At 72.4% G+C, this 15,601-nt stretch carries 14 protein-coding genes; 9 read left to right on the plus strand and 5 right to left on the minus strand.

The genetic code is table 11. The features are described 5' to 3' along the window. The first annotated feature begins 21 nt into the window (after positions 1-21). The 6 genes from ACT1U9_RS26005 (at position 22) to ACT1U9_RS26030 (ending at position 8,646) form a co-directional block, all read left to right on the plus strand. Positions 22-1,146, plus strand: a complete 1,125-nt coding sequence (locus ACT1U9_RS26005) for an ATP-binding protein (protein ID WP_444535062.1) — start codon at positions 22-24, stop codon at positions 1,144-1,146. 160 nt (positions 1,147-1,306) lie between these two features. Next, positions 1,307-2,428 (plus strand): phenylalanine--tRNA ligase subunit alpha, encoded by a 1,122-nt coding sequence (pheS, locus tag ACT1U9_RS26010; RefSeq protein ID WP_444535063.1) that lies wholly within the window; start codon positions 1,307-1,309, stop codon positions 2,426-2,428. Beyond that, positions 2,428-4,956 (plus strand): phenylalanine--tRNA ligase subunit beta, encoded by a 2,529-nt coding sequence (gene pheT / locus ACT1U9_RS26015; protein ID WP_444535064.1) that lies wholly within the window; start codon positions 2,428-2,430, stop codon positions 4,954-4,956. Before pheS ends, pheT begins: the two co-directional genes overlap by 1 nt. Positions 4,957-5,394: 438 nt before the next feature. Further along, the gene (locus ACT1U9_RS26020) at positions 5,395-6,465 is read left to right on the plus strand and encodes a PP2C family protein-serine/threonine phosphatase (RefSeq protein WP_444535065.1); all 1,071 of its coding nucleotides are present in this window, start codon (positions 5,395-5,397) and stop codon (positions 6,463-6,465) included. Positions 6,466-6,717: 252 nt separating this feature from the next. Next, entirely contained in the window at positions 6,718-8,058 is a 1,341-nt protein-coding gene (locus tag ACT1U9_RS26025) for a transcriptional regulator (RefSeq protein ID WP_188271605.1), read from the plus strand. Positions 8,059-8,109: 51 nt separating this feature from the next. Continuing rightward, on the plus strand, positions 8,110-8,646 hold the full coding sequence (locus ACT1U9_RS26030; protein WP_444535066.1) for an NUDIX domain-containing protein: 537 nt from the start codon (positions 8,110-8,112) through the stop codon (positions 8,644-8,646). 18 nt (positions 8,647-8,664) lie between these two features. On the opposite strand, the gene ACT1U9_RS26035 is transcribed toward ACT1U9_RS26030, so the two are convergent. Then, a complete protein-coding gene (locus ACT1U9_RS26035) occupies positions 8,665-8,922 on the minus strand; it encodes a hypothetical protein (protein WP_444535067.1) in 258 nt (85 codons plus the stop codon). A 189-nt stretch (positions 8,923-9,111) separates the two neighbouring features. Next, positions 9,112-9,972 carry a 3-hydroxybutyryl-CoA dehydrogenase gene (locus ACT1U9_RS26040; protein WP_444535068.1) on the minus strand — a complete coding sequence of 287 codons (861 nt, stop codon included), beginning with the start codon at positions 9,970-9,972 and terminating at the stop codon, positions 9,112-9,114. A 183-nt stretch (positions 9,973-10,155) separates the two neighbouring features. Between ACT1U9_RS26040 and ACT1U9_RS26045 the strand changes: the two genes are divergently transcribed. Next, positions 10,156-11,418 (plus strand): glycoside hydrolase family 10 protein, encoded by a 1,263-nt coding sequence (locus tag ACT1U9_RS26045; RefSeq protein WP_444539248.1) that lies wholly within the window; start codon positions 10,156-10,158, stop codon positions 11,416-11,418. Between the two features lie 28 nt (positions 11,419-11,446). On the opposite strand, the gene ACT1U9_RS26050 is transcribed toward ACT1U9_RS26045, so the two are convergent. Together ACT1U9_RS26050 and ACT1U9_RS26055 are read right to left on the minus strand one after the other, a co-directional pair. Next, on the minus strand, positions 11,447-11,641 hold the full coding sequence (locus ACT1U9_RS26050) for a DUF1918 domain-containing protein (RefSeq protein ID WP_444535069.1): 195 nt from the start codon (positions 11,639-11,641) through the stop codon (positions 11,447-11,449). A gap of 95 nt (positions 11,642-11,736) precedes the next feature. Beyond that, positions 11,737-12,675 carry a DMT family transporter gene (locus tag ACT1U9_RS26055; protein ID WP_444535070.1) on the minus strand — a complete coding sequence of 313 codons (939 nt, stop codon included), beginning with the start codon at positions 12,673-12,675 and terminating at the stop codon, positions 11,737-11,739. Here ACT1U9_RS26055 and ACT1U9_RS26060 point away from each other — a divergent pair. Then, positions 12,674-14,122 carry an aminotransferase-like domain-containing protein gene (locus tag ACT1U9_RS26060; RefSeq protein ID WP_444535071.1) on the plus strand — a complete coding sequence of 483 codons (1,449 nt, stop codon included), beginning with the start codon at positions 12,674-12,676 and terminating at the stop codon, positions 14,120-14,122. The two genes, ACT1U9_RS26055 and ACT1U9_RS26060, sit on opposite strands and share 2 nt — an antisense overlap. A gap of 69 nt (positions 14,123-14,191) precedes the next feature. Then, the gene (locus ACT1U9_RS26065; protein ID WP_444535072.1) at positions 14,192-14,770 is read left to right on the plus strand and encodes a histidine phosphatase family protein; all 579 of its coding nucleotides are present in this window, start codon (positions 14,192-14,194) and stop codon (positions 14,768-14,770) included. 221 nt (positions 14,771-14,991) lie between these two features. Here the strand turns inward: ACT1U9_RS26065 and ACT1U9_RS26070 are convergent, their stop codons facing one another. Beyond that, positions 14,992-15,549 carry a sugar O-acetyltransferase gene (locus ACT1U9_RS26070; RefSeq protein ID WP_444535073.1) on the minus strand — a complete coding sequence of 186 codons (558 nt, stop codon included), beginning with the start codon at positions 15,547-15,549 and terminating at the stop codon, positions 14,992-14,994. Positions 15,550-15,601 lie beyond the last annotated feature (52 nt).

Consider the following 15,601-nt stretch of genomic DNA (forward strand, 5'->3'; position numbering starts at 1 on the left):
TCGGAGAGGTGGGATACGGGGATGGCTGTCGGCGTGAGGACCATCGGCGAGAATGCCCTGGTGTGCCCTTCCGGTAGCCCGGACGCCCTGGGGATAGACCCCGAAGACCTGCCCGACGGACTCGTCGTCGCCGACGAGACGGGCCGCGTCATCTGCTTCAACGCGGCCGCCGCCAGGATCACCGCGGTCCCCAAACGCGACGCGCTCGGCGTACAGCTGGAGCGCGCGCTCCCGCTCGAAGACCTCAAGGGCCGCCGCTGGTGGCAGCTGACCGACCCGTACGGCGGACTCGCCATCCGCGTCGGCCAGCCCGAGCGCAACCTGCTGCTGCCGGGCGGCCGCGAGGTGCTGGTGTCCGCGCGGTACGTGCGCGAGCACCCCACCGGGCCGGTGCGGCGCGTGGTGGTGAGCCTGCGCTCCACCGAGGCGCGCCGGCGCACCGAGCGCAGCCACGCCGAGCTGATCGCCACCGTCGCCCATGAGCTGCGCTCGCCGCTGACCTCGGTCAAGGGGTTCACCGCGACGCTGCTCGCCAAGTGGGAGCGGTTCACGGACGACCAGAAGCGGCTGATGCTGGAGACCGTCGACGCCGACGCCAACCGCGTCACCCGGCTGATCGCCGAACTCCTCGACATCTCCCGGATCGACTCCGGCCGCCTTGAGGTGCGCCGCCAGCCCGTGGACGTCGCGGCCGCCGTCGGCCGGCACATCCAGGCGCATGTCGCCTCCGGGCAGGCCCCCGACCGCTTCCTGGTCCGCATCCAGCGCCCGCTGCCCGATCTGTGGGCGGATCCGGACAAGATCGATCAGGTACTGGGCAACCTGCTGGAAAACGCGGTGCGCCACGGCGAGGGAACCGTCACCATCGAGGTGGGACCCGCCCCGGTCCGTATCGAGGAGCACGACGAGAAGGGAACGGCCGTCACCGTGAGCGACGAAGGCCCCGGCATCCCCGAGGAGTCGATGGGCCGTGTCTTCACCCGCTTCTGGCGGGGGAGCAAACGCGGCGGGACGGGCCTGGGCCTCTACATCGTCAAGGGCATCGTCGAGGCGCACGGCGGGACGATCGCGGTCGGCCGGGGCTCCGGCGGCGGCGCCGAGTTCCGATTTATCCTGCCCGTCGGCGCCCCGGCCTACCTCCAGTAGCAGCCACCGGGCCGCCCACGGGCGCATCCGTCTTCCCGCACCCCGTTAGACTCGACCTTTGGCGCGTTCGTGTCCGTGTCATCGCGCGCGATATCGCGCGGCCGAGTCGCTGTCGCGGTGGCGGGACCCCCAGCCAAGCCAATCGGAAGTACGGGAAGAGATGTCGGCACCCAATAAGTCGTACGACCCTGTTGAGGTCGAGGCACTGAAACCGGAAGAGATCGAGCGCATGCGGGACGAGGCGCTCGCCGCCTTCGCCGCGGCCGGTGACCTCGAAGCGCTCGCACACGCGAAGACCGCGCACACCGGTGGCACCTCGCCCCTGTCGCTCGCCAACCGCGAGATCGGCGCCCTGCCGCCGCAGGCCAAGGCCGCGGCCGGCAAGCTCGTGGGCATGGCCCGCGGCGCCGTCAGCAAGGCCCTGGCCGCCCGCCAGGCCGAGCTGGAGGCCGAGCGCGACGCGCGCGTCCTGGTCGAGGAGGCGGTGGACGTCACGCTGCCGTACGACCGTGTACCGGCCGGCGCCCGCCACCCGCTCACCACGCTCTCCGAGCGCATCGAGGACATCTTCGTGGCCATGGGCTACGAGGTGGCCGAGGGCCCGCAGGTCGAGGCCGAGTGGTTTAACTTCGACGCGCTCAACATCGGCCCGGACCACCCGGCCCGCGGCGAGGCCGACACGTTCTTCGTGCAGGGCCCCGAGGGCGGCACCGAGTCCGGCGTCGTGCTGCGCACGCACACCTCGCCCGTGCAGATCCGCTCGCTCATCGACCGCGAGCCGCCGGTCTACGTGATCTGCCCCGGCCGCGTCTACCGCACGGACGAGCTGGACGCCACGCACACCCCGGTCTTCAACCAGGTCGAGCTGCTCGCCGTGGACGAGGGCCTGACCATGGCGGACCTCAAGGGCACCCTGGACCACATGGTCCAGTCGCTCTTCGGGCAGGACATGAAGACCCGGCTGCGGCCGAACTTCTTCCCGTTCACCGAGCCGTCCGCCGAGATGGACATGGTGTGCTACGTCTGCCGCGGCGAGTCGGTGGGCAACCCCGACCGCCCCTGCCGCACCTGCTCCAGCGAGGGCTGGATCGAGCTCGGCGGCTGCGGCATGGTCAACCCGAAGGTGCTCGTCGCCTGCGGTGTCGACCCCGAGAAGTACAGCGGATTCGCCTTCGGCTTCGGCATCGAACGCCTGCTGATGTTCCGCCACAACGTCGAAGACATGCGAGACATGGTCGAGGGTGACGTCCGGTTCACCCGGCCGTTCGGGATGGAGATCTGATGCGGGTCCCGCTTTCTTGGCTGCGGGAGTACGTCGACCTGCCGGCGACGGAGACCGGCCGGGACGTCCAGGCCAAGCTCGTGTCCGCCGGTCTTGAGGTCGAGACCGTCGAGCAGCTCGGCGCCGGGCTCAAGGGCCCCCTGGTCGTCGGCCAGGTGCTGACCATCGAGGAGCTGGAGGGCTTCAAGAAGCCCATCCGCTTCTGCACCGTCGACGTCGGCACGGCCAACGGCACCGGCGAGCCGCAGGAGATCGTCTGCGGCGCGCGCAACTTCCAGGTCGGCGACAAGGTCGTCGTGGTGCTCCCCGGCGCGGTCCTGCCCGGTGACTTCGCGATCGCCGCGCGCCAGACGTACGGCAAGACCTCGCACGGCATGATCTGCTCCGGCGACGAGCTGGGCATGGGTGACGACGGCAGCGGCGGCATCATCGTCCTGCCGCCCGAGCACGAGGCCGGCTCCGACGCCATCGCGCTCCTGGAGCTCGTCGACGAGGTCCTGGACATCGCGGTCACCGCCAACCGCGGCGACTGCCTGTCGCTGCGCGGTGTGGCCCGCGAGACCGCCATCGCGTACGGCCTGCCGCTGCGCGACCCGGCGCTGCTCGACGTGCCCGCGCCCAACTCGTACGGCTACCAGGTGAAGATCGCCGACCCGATCGGCTGCGACCGCTTCACCGCGCGCACCGTCGTCGGCCTCGACCCCGAGGCCCGCTCGCCGATCTGGCTCCAGCGCCGGCTGCAGAAGGCCGGCATGCGGCCGATCTCGCTCGCCGTCGACGTCACCAACTACGTGATGATCGAGCTCGGCCAGCCGCTGCACGCCTACGACCGCAGCCTGGTCGACGGCCCCATCGGCGTGCGCCGTGCCGAGCCCGGCGAGGTGATCACCACCCTCGACGGCGCCAAGCGCAAGCTGGACGCCGCCGACCTCGTCATCACCGACAACCGCGGCCCGATCGGCCTGGCCGGTGTGATGGGCGGCGCCAACACGGAGATCGCCGACTCGGTCACGGACCCCGAGACCGGACAGGTCAGGGGCACCACCGAGGTGGTCATCGAGGCCGCGCACTTCGACGCGGTCGCCATCGCCCGCACCGCGCGCCGCCACAAGCTGACCTCCGAGGCGTCCAAGCGCTTCGAGCGCGGCGTCGACCCGCAGGCCGCCTCCGCGGCCGCCCAGCGGACCGTCGACCTGCTGGTGCTGCTCGCCGGCGGGACCGCCGAGGCCGGTGTCACCGAGGTCATCGCGCCCTCCGCGCCGCGCACCGTCTCCGTCCCGGCCGACCACCCGGACCGCGTGGCGGGCGTCGACTACGGCCGCGAGACCGTGGTGCGCCGCCTCCAGGAGATCGGCTGCGACGTGTACGGGCAGGACGAGCTCGTCGTCACCGTGCCGTCCTGGCGTCCCGACCTCACCGAGCCGAACGACCTCGCCGAAGAGGTCATCCGGCTGGAGGGTTACGAGAACCTGCCCTCCACCCTGCCGAAGCCGCCCGCCGGGCGCGGGCTCACCGAGCGCCAGCGGCTGCACCGCCGGGCCGGCCGCGCGCTGGCCGGGGCGGGCTACGTCGAGGCGCTGGCCTACCCGTTCGTCTCCGAGCAGGTCTTCGACCAGCTGGCCCTGGAGAAGGACGACCCGGCCCGCCGTGTCGTGAAGCTGGTCAACCCGCTCAACGACGAGGAGCCGGCGCTGCGCACCACGCTGCTGCCGGGCCTGCTCGCCACGCTGCGCCGCAACGACGGCCGCGGCAGCCACGACCTGGCGCTCTTCGAGACCGGTCTGGTCTTCCTGCCGGGCGAGCAGCAGGGCGTCGCCGCCGTGCTGCCCGTCGACCGCCGTCCCACCGACGAGGAGATCGCGGCGCTCGACGCGGTGCTGCCCGCGCAGCCCCGGCACGCCGCCGTCGTCCTCGCCGGTGCGCGCGAGCAGGCCGGCTGGTGGGGCAAGGGCCGCCCGGCGGACTGGGCCGACGCGGTCGAGGCCGCCCGGACCCTGGCCCGCGAGGCCGGTGCCGAACTCATCGTCCAGAACGGCCAGTACGGCCCCTGGCACCCGGGCCGCTGCGCCGAGCTCGCCGTCGTCATCGACAGCGAGATCGTCGTCATCGGTCACGCGGGCGAGCTGCACCCGCGCGTGGTCAAGGCGCTGAGCCTGCCGGAGCGCACCTGCGCGATGGAGCTCGACCTGGACGCGCTGGCGAAGGCGGGGGAGGGCGCCCTGGTGGCCCCGCGCATCTCCACCTTCCCGGTGGCCACCCAGGACGTGGCGCTGGTCGTCGACGCGGAGGTCCCGGCGGGTGTCGTGGAGTACTTCCTGCGCGGTGGCGCGGGTGAACTCCTCGAGTCCATCCGGCTGTTCGACGTCTACACCGGCGAGCAGGTCGGCGAGGGCAAGAAGTCGCTGGCGTACGCGCTGCGCTTCCGCGCCGCCGACCGCACGCTGACCGTCGAGGAGGCCTCGGCCGCCCGCGACGCGGCGGTGGCCCTCGCGGCCGAGCACACCGGCGTGGTGCTGCGCGGGGCGTAACCCGCGGGGCAGGACGATCGAAGGGCGCATCCGGTTCTCCGGGTGCGCCCTTCGCGTTGTCCCGGGCTGCTGCCTCGCATTCTTAGGCGAACCGGAATCCTTTCTTCAGCTAACCGGAACCTTCTCACTCGTTCGGGTGAGAACAGGGGCCGATATACGCAAAAAGGGGCGGACCGTCGAAAGAATCAACCCGGCCTTGAAGGCCAGGCGGAGGGCGATGGGGCGCAGAGGCCTAGGGCCTGTCCGGTGGATCTGGCCGCCGGCGGTTCCGGATGCCGTTTCGGTGCTGGTGAGCGGGGGTCTGGTGCGTGCAGCTGCAAGGCGGAGGAGGGCGGCATGGCGGAGCCATGGCAACCGACGACAACGCGGCGGATGTGCGTGCCAGACCCCCGCGTCCCAGGCAGGATCCACCGGACAGGCCCTAGGGGGGCCGACGGCATGATCCGTACCGGGAGTTGGGCGGCGGTCTGTGCCAGAGCCCTGGCCACGGGCCGCGGGCTCGCCCTGACGCTGTCGGTCCTGTGGCTGGTCCTGGTCGTCTTCTGGGAGCTCACCTGCCCGCTGGCCACCGACGACTCGATGAGCCTGCGGATCGCCACCTGTGCCGCCTTCCTGATCGCCCTCGTCTTCCTGCTGCACGCCGTACGGTCAAGCGCGGCACGGGAGTTGCGCCTGGTGCAGGAGGTCGCGGACGCCGCCCAGCGGGTGCTGCTGCGCCCGCCGCCGCCCCGTATCGACGGTCTGACCGTGGCCGCCGCGCAGCTCTGCGCGGGCCGCGCGGGCGCGACCGTCGGCGGCGACCTCTACGAGGCGATGGCCACGCAGTACGGGGTGCGGGTCGTCATAGGCGATGTGCGCGGCCACGGTCTCGGCGCGCTCGGCGCGGTCGCCGCCGTCCTCGGCAGCTTCCGCGAGGCCGTCCACGACGAGCCCGAACTCGGCGGGGTGCTGCGCCGCCTGGAGCGCGCGCTCCAGCGCCATCTGCGCGAGCGGGCCCGCGCCGAGCACCCCGCGAACCGCGCGGACGAGCCCGACAGTCCGCTCGCCGAGGAGTTCGTCACCGCACTGCTCCTGGAGATCCGGCCCGACGGCCGGGTGTTCGCCCTCAACTGCGGCCATCCCTGGCCCCATCGGCTGTGCGGCGGCGCCGAACCGCTGCTGCCCGGCGATCCGCTGCCGCCGCTCGGCCCGTTCCCGCTCCCGGCCGAGCTGCCCGCGCGCCTGTGCACCCGGCTGCTGCCCGGCGAGGCGCTGTGCCTGCACACCGACGGCGCCGAAGACGCCAGGGACCGCTCCGGGCGGTTCTTCCGGCTGCAGGAAGTACTCGCCCGGGCGGCCCTGGACACCCCGCTGTCCCCCGCAGCAGTGATCCACTGCGTACAGCGGGAGCTGTTGCGGCACACCGGCGGACACCTCGCCGACGATGTGGCGCTGATGGTGCTGCGCAACGACCGGGTGCGCGTGCCCGCACAGCCCGGAGCCGTACCGGCCGTGCGGGCACGGCGCTGAGGCGGAGATGAGGCGCCGTCGGCCCTGCCGCGGAGTGACGGGCAGTTCGGCAGGACCGGCGGCGCCGGGAGCGGGCCGCCGCACTGTACGAGGGGGAGCCGGCGGCCCGACACGCCTCTGTGGAGAGGCAGTTCAGTCAACCGGCAGCCCGCCCCCCGCGGCAGAGTGCGCGGCGCATAAATGCGAGTACTCCCTTCACACCCCGTGTGAACGCGCCTCCTTTACGCTGGGTCCGAGCCAACGGAGGGCCTGATGCAGCCCAATACCCTGCTCGACGCGCTGGTCGACGAGGCCGGCATCTCCAACGCCGGTCTGGCCGCCCATGTGAACCAGGCAGGGCGCGCCCGAGGGCTCGCGCTGAAGTACGAACACACCGCCGTGGCCCGGTGGTTGAAGGGGCAGCGGCCGCGCGGCCAGGTGCCCGATCTGATCTGCGAGGTGCTCGCGGCCCGGCTGCACCGGCCGGTCACCCTCGACGACATCGGCCTCGGGGTGCCGGGCGAGCCGGTCGCGCCGGTGGGCTCGCCGCTCGCCGGGTTCGTGGAGCGCGCCACCGCGCTGTGGCGCTCGGACGAGCAGCAGCGCCCGCACATATTGGGCGCGCCGGCCGTCACTGGCACCCCGGCCGTGATGCCGGTGTGGGAGTGGGAGAACCCGCCGGAGGACACCGATGTGTCCCGGCACGGCCAGACCGCGGTCGGCGACTCCGACATCGAGATGCTGCGGGCGGCCCGCGCGCACTACGAGCTGATGTACCGCAAGGCCGGGGGCATCGCCACCCGCTCGCGCATCGTCGGCTTCCTCAACTCCGAGACCGCGCCGCTGCTGCGCGGCTGCTACACCGACGCGACCGGCCGCCAGCTGCACCGCGCGACCGGGGGACTGGTCGCGATCGCCGGGATCTGCGCGTACGACTCCAATGCCCAGGGCCTCGCCCAGCGCTACTTCCACCAGGCGCTGCGCCTGGCGAAGGCCAGCGGGGACCGGGGGCTCGGCGCCTATGTCATCGCCCTGCTCGTCAACCAGTCGCTGTTCATGCGGGACTACCGCCAGGCGGTCGCCTTCGCGGAGGCGGCGCTGCGGGCGGCGGGCCATCAGCTCACTCCGGCGCTCGCCGCCGATCTGCACGCGATGCAGGCCAAGGCGTACGCGCACCTCGGCGACGGGCGCAGCGCGCTCTCCTCGATCCGGGGCGCCGAGCGCGCGGCCGAGCGCATCCGGCCGAAGTACGAGCCCGCCGAGACCGGCTACGTCCAGCCGGGCCTGGTCAACGTCCAGGTGGCGGAGGCCCTGCTGCGGCTCGGCGATCTGCCGGCCGCGCGCGAGCAGGCGGGCCTTGCGGCGCACGCCCCCTCGCACGACCGGGGCAGGGTGCACCGCCTGGCGATGCTCGCGCAGATCGAGCTGAGGCAGGGCGAGGCGGACCGGGCCGTCGCGACGGCGGTCGAAATGGCCGAGCGGGCCCGGGGGATGGAGTCGCAGCGCCTTCGCGACCGGCTGCGCGTCGTACGCGAGCATCTGGTCGAGAGCGGTTGCGCCGGCGCCGATGAAGCCGCCGAGCTGATCGACGGGGCACTGCGCGTTCCCCTGTGAGCGTGTGCCTGCTGCGATGTTGCCATCCTCTTGTCGGAAGGTGGCAAAAACGTGCAGTGGACGAATCTGAGTGAGCAAACTGTGTACGAGAACCGCTGGTTCCGGGTCAATCTCGCCGACGTCGCCCTGCCGGACGGGCGGCACCTCGACCACTTCCTCATCCGGCTGCGCCCGGTCGCCGTCGCGACCGCCGTCAACGAGGCCAACGAGGTCCTGCTGCTGTGGCGGCACCGGTTCATCACCGACAGCTGGGGCTGGGAGCTGGCCGCCGGCGTCGTCGAGGACGGCGAGGACATCGAGGCCGCGGCCGCCCGCGAGATGGAGGAGGAGACCGGGTGGCGGCCGGGCCCGCTGCGCCATCTGATCACCGTCGAGCCCGCCAACGGGCTCATCGACGCCCGCCACCATCTGTACTGGTCGGAAACGGCCGAGTACATCGGCTACCCGGAGGACGACTTCGAGTCGTCACGGCGCGAGTGGATACCGCTCAAGCTGGTACCGGACATGATCGCCCGCGGTGAGGTCCCGGCCGCCAACATGGCGGCCGGACTCCTGATGCTCCACCATATGCGGCTCGGCGACGGCTAGTCGATCGCCGTCACCCGTTCACCGCCCCAGCGCCTGCCACACCGCCACGGTCAGTGCGCCGAGGGCGGTGAGCGCCGTGATCGCGGGCAGCGGCCACCTCGTGTGCTCCAGGGACGCCACCCGTACGCCCAGTTCGGTCAGTTCGCGGTCGCTCTGGTCGTCCCGGTGGGTGAGCAGGGTCAGCTGCCCGTCGATACGGGCCAGACCCACTTCCAGGGAGCGGCGTAACTCGGACAGTTCGTCGACGGCCATCGGACGGCCGGGGTCGCTCGGCACGGCGAGGCTCCTTCGTCGTTGTGGGAGGGTGCCATTGACTTTTCGTCACGGAGTCAACTCGCCCTGTTCCAGGGGCGGGAGAGTGTGCGACGCGCATATGCGGGCTCGCCGTGCACACCCGGTGTGAACGCGACGGGCCCGGCCCTCACACAGAGGAACCGGGCCCGGCATCAGGGCTTACGGACGTACTCAGGCGTACGAGTAGAAACCGGACCCCGTCTTACGGCCCAGGCGCCCCGCGTCCACCATGCGCTGCAACAGCGGAGGCGCCGCGTACAGCGGCTCCTTGAACTCGTCGTACATCGAGTCCGCCACCGAGGCCACGGTGTCCAGACCGATGAGGTCGGACAGCTTGAGCGGGCCCATCGGGTGGGCGCAGCCGAGCTCCATGCCGTTGTCGATGTCCTCACGGCTGGCGATGCCCGACTCGAACATCCGGATCGCGGAGAGCAGATACGGGATGAGGAGCGCGTTGACCACGAAGCCCGAGCGGTCCTGGGCGCGGATCGCGTGCTTGCCGAGGATCTTCTCCACCACGGCCTGGGCGCGCGAGATGGTGCCCTCGGAGGTGGTCAGCGCGGGGATCAGCTCGACGAGCTTCTGCACCGGCGCCGGGTTGAAGAAGTGGATGCCGATGACCTGGTCGGGCCGCGAGGTGGCGACCGCCAGCTTCACCAGCGGGATGGAGGAGGTGTTGGAGGCGAGGATCGCGTCCGGGCGGGTCACCACCTGGTCCAGGACCTGGAAGATCTCGGTCTTGACCTGCTCGTTCTCGACGACGGCCTCGATGACGAGGTCACGGTCGGCGAACTCGCCCAGGTCCGTGGTGAAGCTGAGCCGGGCCAGCGCCTCGTCGCGCTCGGCCTCGGTGATCTTGCCGCGCTCGGCGGCCTTCGAAAGGGAGTTGTGCAGCCGGGTACGGCCGATCTCCAGGGCCTCGCCGGTGGTCTCGGCGACCTTCACGTCCAGGCCGCTGCGGGCGCAGACCTCCGCGATGCCGGCCCCCATCTGGCCGCAGCCCACCACTCCGACGCGTTCGATGTCGGTCACATCGTGCCTTTCGCTTCTACGAATCGCTCTACGAAACTTCCCGGCGGGTCCCCCGTATGATTCCGGCGCCCGTCCCAGCGCACGACGTTACTCCGCGCCTGCGTATGGATCACGGGGTGGGGCGGGCATGCTGTGCGCAACACCGGACATTCGTTGCGACGCGGAGGTCGTGAAGTGGGACGGATCACTCGGCGGGGACTGTTGGCGGGCACTGTGGTGGCCGGGACGGCGGGGGCGGTGAACGGCCTGGTCACGGTGGGTGCGGCCGAGGCGAGGGGGCCGCAGCAGGCCCCCGCGGCGGCCCGGCCGTGGAACCCGCCGAGGGTGCGTGAGTTCCGGGGTGTGTGGCTGGCCACGGTGTCCAACCTCGACTGGCCCTCCAGACCCGGGCTCTCCGCGGTCGAGCAGCGCGACGAGCTCCTGGTCCACCTCGACCGGGCGGTCGCGGACCGGCTCAATGTGGTGGTCCTCCAGGTCCGCCCCACCGCCGACGCCCTGTGGCCGTCCCCGTACGAGCCCTGGGCCCAGTACCTCACCGGCACCCAGGGCCAGGACCCCGGCTGGGACCCGCTGGGCACCGCCGTCCGCGAGGCGCACCGGCGCGGCCTGGAGCTGCACGCCTGGTTCAACCCGTACCGCGTGGCCAACCACACCGACCCCTCGCGCCTCGTCCCCACCCACCCCGCACGTGTGCACCCCGACTGGGTCGTGGCGTACGGCGGACGGCTCTACTACAACCCCGGGATGCCGGAGGTCCGCCGGTTCGTGCAGGACGCGATGCTGGACGCGGTCTCCAAGTACGCGGTGGACGCGGTGCACTGGGACGACTACTTCTATCCGTACCCGGTGGCGGGCCAGAGCTTCGCGGACGACGACGCGTACGCCCGCTACGGCGCGGGCTTCCCGGACCGCGACGCCTGGCGGCGCGACAACATCGACAAGCTGGTACGGGAGACGGCCGCGCGGATCAAGGCGGTCAACAAGCGGGTGAAGTTCGGGATCAGCCCGTTCGCGGTGTGGCGCAACGCGGCGACCGACCCGCTGGGCTCGCCCACCACGGCGGGCGTCCAGACCTATGACGATCTGCACGCCGACACCAGGAAATGGGTCCGCGAGCACTGGATCGACTACATCTGCCCGCAGGTGTACTGGAACATCGGCTTCCGCGCCGCCGACTACGCCAAGCTCGTGGCCTGGTGGGATGCGGTCGCGCGGGGCAGCGGCACCGGTCTCGTCATCGGCGAGGCCCTGTACAAGGCGGGCGATCCGGCGCAGCCCGCCGCCTGGCAGGACCCGGCCGAACTGTCCCGGCACCTCACGCTCGCGCGCAAGTACCGCTCGGTGCAGGGCCACTGCTTCTTCTCGGCGAAGGACGTGGCCGAGGACCGGATCGGCGCGATGGCACGCGTGATCGCGGACCACTACCCGGGCAGGGTGCACACCTGACGTGGGACCGTCCCCGGCTCCGGGGCCGCTACTCCTCGTTCGTCAGGTGGCGTACGACGGTGTCGGGGCCCGGGGACATCAGCGTCTCGTGCCCGTCCTCGAAGCGCACCCGGTAGGGCGGTGTCCCCTCGGGGCCCAGTACCTCGATCACTTCCGCGCTCCGGTCGTGCTGTCCGACGGTCCTGCCGTGGACCAGCAGCCGGTCGCCCACACTCGCTCGCATGTCCTCATTCTAAGGGCGAGGGCCCGAGTTGAGCCCGTTGTGCAGAGCCATCCGGGGGCTGTCCGGGGCCTGTGTTGGCCGGTTTCGTACGGGTCTCACGCGGCCGCGCGCTGGGTGACCGCGATGCAGACCAGGACCCCGGCGGCGGCCAGTGGTGCGGCGGGGGAGAGGTGCTCGCCGAGCAGCAGGACCGCCCAGACAAGGGTCAGCAGCGGCTGCGCCAGCTGGAGCTGGCTCGCCCGGGGGACACCGATGGCGGCCATGCCCCGGTACCAGACGTACAGGCCGAAGAACTGCGACCCGGCCGCGACCCACAGGACCCCGGCCACGCCGTGCGCGGTGAGGTGGACGGGCTCGGCGGCGAGCGCGAAGGCCGCGCCCACGGCGGCGAGCGGCAGCGTGAGGATCAGCGCCCAGCCGATCACCTGCCACCCCGGCATCAGCCGGGCCAGTCGGCCGCCCTCGGTGTATCCGGCCGCGCAGATGAGCAGCGCGCCGAAGAGGTAGAGGTCGCCGGTGGACAGGGCGCCACCGCTCTGCCCGATCGTGAAGGCGACCACGACCCCGGCCCCGGCGAGCGCGGCCGCCCAGAACGCGCGGGACGGGCGCCGCTTGGTGCGCACGGCGGAGAGCGCGGCCGTGGTCAGCGGCAGCAGGCCAACGACTACGGCCGCGTGCGAGGTCGTCGAGGTCTGCAGGGCCAGCGTGGTGAGCAGCGGGAAGCCGACGACCACTCCGGCGGCGACCACGGCGAGCCCGGCCCAGTGCCTGCGCTCGGGCAGTGACACCCGTCCCACCAGCAAGAACGTGCCCGCGAGCAGTCCGGCGAGCAGACAGCGGACGGTCACGAGCGACCACGGCCCGAAGCTCTCCAGACCCCATGCGGTGGCGGGGAAGGTCAGCGAGAAGGTGACGACACCGAGCCCGGCGAGCAGCGAGCCGTTACGGGAGGTGGCCGGGGCGGGCGAACGGTCTGCCGGGTGGTCGGCAACTGCTATCGAGGTTGGGGCGGTAGCGCTATCCTGTGCTGTCATGCAAGAGCGTAGCAGTGTGGCCGAACTGGCGAAATCCCTCAAAGATGAGCTCGACCGCTACTCCGTAGGTGGAAAGCTGCCGTCGAGCCGGGCGCTCGTCGAGCGGTACCGGGTCTCCCCGGTGACCGTCTCGCGGGCGCTGGCGCAGCTCGCCGCCGAGGGCCTGGTCGTCACCCGGCCCGGCGCCGGAGTCTTCCGCGCCGAGCCCCGCGAACGTACGTCCCGCCCCGGCGACACCTCCTGGCAGGAAGTCGCGCTCAGCGCCGAGGGCGCCACCGAGCTGGTGCCGCGCGCGGTCGACGCCGCCGGGGTCCTGGTCACGCTCGCGGCCCCGTCGACCGGCGTGATCGAGTTCAACGGCGGCTACCTCGCCCCCGGGCTGCAACCCGAGCGCGCGATGGCCGCCGCCCTGGCCCGGGCCGGGCGCCGCCCGGGTGCGTGGGGGCGGCCGCCGGTCGACGGCCTGACCGAGCTGCGGGCCTGGTTCGCGCGGGAGATCGGCGGTGCGGTCACCGCGGCCGAGGTGCTGATCTGCGCCGGCGGCCAGTCCGCGCTCACCACCGCGCTGCGCGCGCTCGCGCCGCCGGGTGCGGCCGTACTGGTGGAGTCGCCCACCTACCCCGGCATGCTGGCGGTCGCCCGCGCCTCGGGGCTGCGGCCGGTGCCGGTGCCGGTGGACACCGACGGGATGCGGCCCGATCTGCTCGCGGCCGCGTTCCGGGCCACCGGGGCCCGCGTACTGGTCTGCCAGCCGCTCTTCCAGAACCCGACGGGTGCGGTGCTCTCCCCGGCGCGGCGGGCCGAAGTGCTCGGCATCGCGCGGGAGTTCGGGGCGTTCGTGGTCGAGGACGACTTCGCGCGACGGCTCGTCCACGCGGACGCCGGGCCGCTGCCCGCGCCGCTGGCCGCCGACGACCCGGACGGCGTGGTCGTCCATGTCTGCTCGCTCACCAAGGCGACCTCGCCGAGTCTGCGCGTCGGCGCGCTCGCCGCGCGCGGCCCGGTCCTGGAACGGCTGCGCGCGATCCAGGTCGTCGACAGCTTCTTCGTGCCGCGCCCGCTCCAGGAGGCGGCCCTGGAACTGGTCGGCTCCCCGGCCTGGCCCCGCCATCTGCGCTCCGTCTCGGCCGAACTGGCGGCCCGCCGCCAGGCCATGGCGGCGGCACTGGCCGAGCACCTGCCCGAGGTGGACCTGCCGCACCTCCCGTTCGGCGGCTACCACGTCTGGCTCCGCCTGCCCGACGGCACCCCCGAGTCCGCCCTTACGGCCGCGGCCCTCCGCGCAGGCGTGGCCGTGGCCCCCGGCCGCCCCTACTTCAGCGCCGAACCCCCCGCCCCCCACCTCCGCCTGAGCTTCGCGGGAGTAGCGGGCCGATCGGAGATCGCGGAGGGAGTACGAAGGCTGCGCACGGCATACGGGGAGACGAGAGCGACGACAACGCCCTGACCTGCCGCAACACCTCCACCTCCCGCAACCCCTTGACCCATCGGCCCGTCTGGTCGCACGATCTCGGCCATGACTGTCCGGCTCACGCTGGTCACGGCCGCACGCAGCTCGGCGCTGCTGGCCGAGCGCTTCGACGACGACCGCCCGCTCGACGGGTCCGGCTGGGACGAGGTGCGCCTCGCCGCGCCCGCCCTGGTCCCGCTCGGCGCGGCCGAACTGCGCTACTGCTCGCCGACCGCCCGCAGCCGGGCCACCGGCGAGGCCCTGGGGTACGCCCCCATGGCGCAGCCCGCGCTGCGCGACTGCGACATGGGCCGCTGGCGCGGCCACACCCTGGCCGAGGTCGCGGCCCATGACCCGGCCGCGGTCGACGCCTGGCTCGCGGACCCGCGCTCGGCCCCGCACGGCGGCGAGCCGTTGTTCACCTTCATCGCCCGGATAGGAGGCTGGCTGGATACGCGGCCCGCGTCGGACGGCTCGATGGTGGCGGTCGCGGAACCGGCGGTCGTACGGGCGGCGCTGGTGTACGCCCTGAAGGCGCCGCCGTCCGCGTACTGGAACGTCGAGGTCCGCCCCCTGTCCACCGTCACTTTGACGGGCGGCGCCCGTCGCTGGCATCTGAGCCTGCCGAGCCTGGCGGGTTCGTAGGGCGCGTTGATTCGGCTGCGGACCGTGGGGGCTGGCCGCGCAGTTCCCCGCGCCCCTTGAGTTGCTCCGGACCGTGTCGAATCCCCACAGGCCCGCTCAGCCAAGGAGCGGCTGTGCGCACCTGGTTGCGCCCCTCGGCTGGCGAAGTGGCTGCGCCCCGGGTTTTCAGGGGCGCGGGGAACTGCGCGACCAGCCCTCCACGGTCCGCAGACAAACCGCGTTCAGCTCAACTCCCGCACAACCCTCGCCGGGTTCCCCACAGCCAGCACACCCCCAGGCAGATCCCGGGTGACCACGGACCCGGCCCCCACAACAGTGTTCGCCCCGATAGTCACCCCGGGACAGACAATCACCCCACCCCCGAGCCACACGTTGTCCCCGATTGTCACCGGCGAAGCCCGTTCCCACCCGGCCCGCCGCCGAGCCGCATCCAACTCATGGCTGGGCGTGAGGAGTTGGACGTTGGGGCCGATCTGAACATCCGCGCCGACCGTGATCCGCCCCGTATCGAGAAACACCGCCCCGAAGTTCACGAACGTCCCCGCCCCGATGCTGATGTTGTACCCGAAGTCGCAGTGGAACGGCGCCCGGACACGTACGGACTCGTCCACCGAGCCAAGCAGCTCGGCGAGCAACTTGTACCGCTCGCCGGGCGCGGCCGCAGCCGCCGCGTTGTACGCGGCGCACAGCCGCACCCGCCGCTCGGTGTCCCGTTGCAGATCGGGGTCGTCCGGCAGGTACCACTCACCGGCCAGCATGCGCCGCTTGTTCTCGCCCATGGGCATCCCTCCGTCGTCTCACGACGCAGCATGTCACCACCCCAGGACGGCC

Origin of the sequence: Streptomyces sp. BR1, assembly GCF_052373795.1 — a bacterium.
GTDB lineage: Bacteria > Actinomycetota > Actinomycetes > Streptomycetales > Streptomycetaceae > Streptomyces.

Bases quoted from the DNA above. Each gene is read 5' to 3' on its own strand.
- ACT1U9_RS26025 (WP_188271605.1), top strand. From the start codon at position 6,718: ATGCAGCCCAATACCCTGCTCGACGCGCTGGTCGACGAGGCCGGCATC.
- ACT1U9_RS26055 (WP_444535070.1), bottom strand. From the start codon at position 12,675: ATGACAGCACAGGATAGCGCTACCGCCCCAACCTCGATAGCAGTTGCC.
- pheS (WP_444535063.1), top strand. From the start codon at position 1,307: ATGTCGGCACCCAATAAGTCGTACGACCCTGTTGAGGTCGAGGCACTG.
- ACT1U9_RS26005 (WP_444535062.1), top strand. From the start codon at position 22: ATGGCTGTCGGCGTGAGGACCATCGGCGAGAATGCCCTGGTGTGCCCT.
- ACT1U9_RS26050 (WP_444535069.1), bottom strand. From the start codon at position 11,641: ATGCGAGCGAGTGTGGGCGACCGGCTGCTGGTCCACGGCAGGACCGTC.
- ACT1U9_RS26065 (WP_444535072.1), top strand. From the start codon at position 14,192: ATGACTGTCCGGCTCACGCTGGTCACGGCCGCACGCAGCTCGGCGCTG.
- ACT1U9_RS26060 (WP_444535071.1), top strand. From the start codon at position 12,674: ATGCAAGAGCGTAGCAGTGTGGCCGAACTGGCGAAATCCCTCAAAGAT.
- pheT (WP_444535064.1), top strand. From the start codon at position 2,428: ATGCGGGTCCCGCTTTCTTGGCTGCGGGAGTACGTCGACCTGCCGGCG.
- ACT1U9_RS26070 (WP_444535073.1), bottom strand. From the start codon at position 15,549: ATGGGCGAGAACAAGCGGCGCATGCTGGCCGGTGAGTGGTACCTGCCG.
- ACT1U9_RS26020 (WP_444535065.1), top strand. From the start codon at position 5,395: ATGATCCGTACCGGGAGTTGGGCGGCGGTCTGTGCCAGAGCCCTGGCC.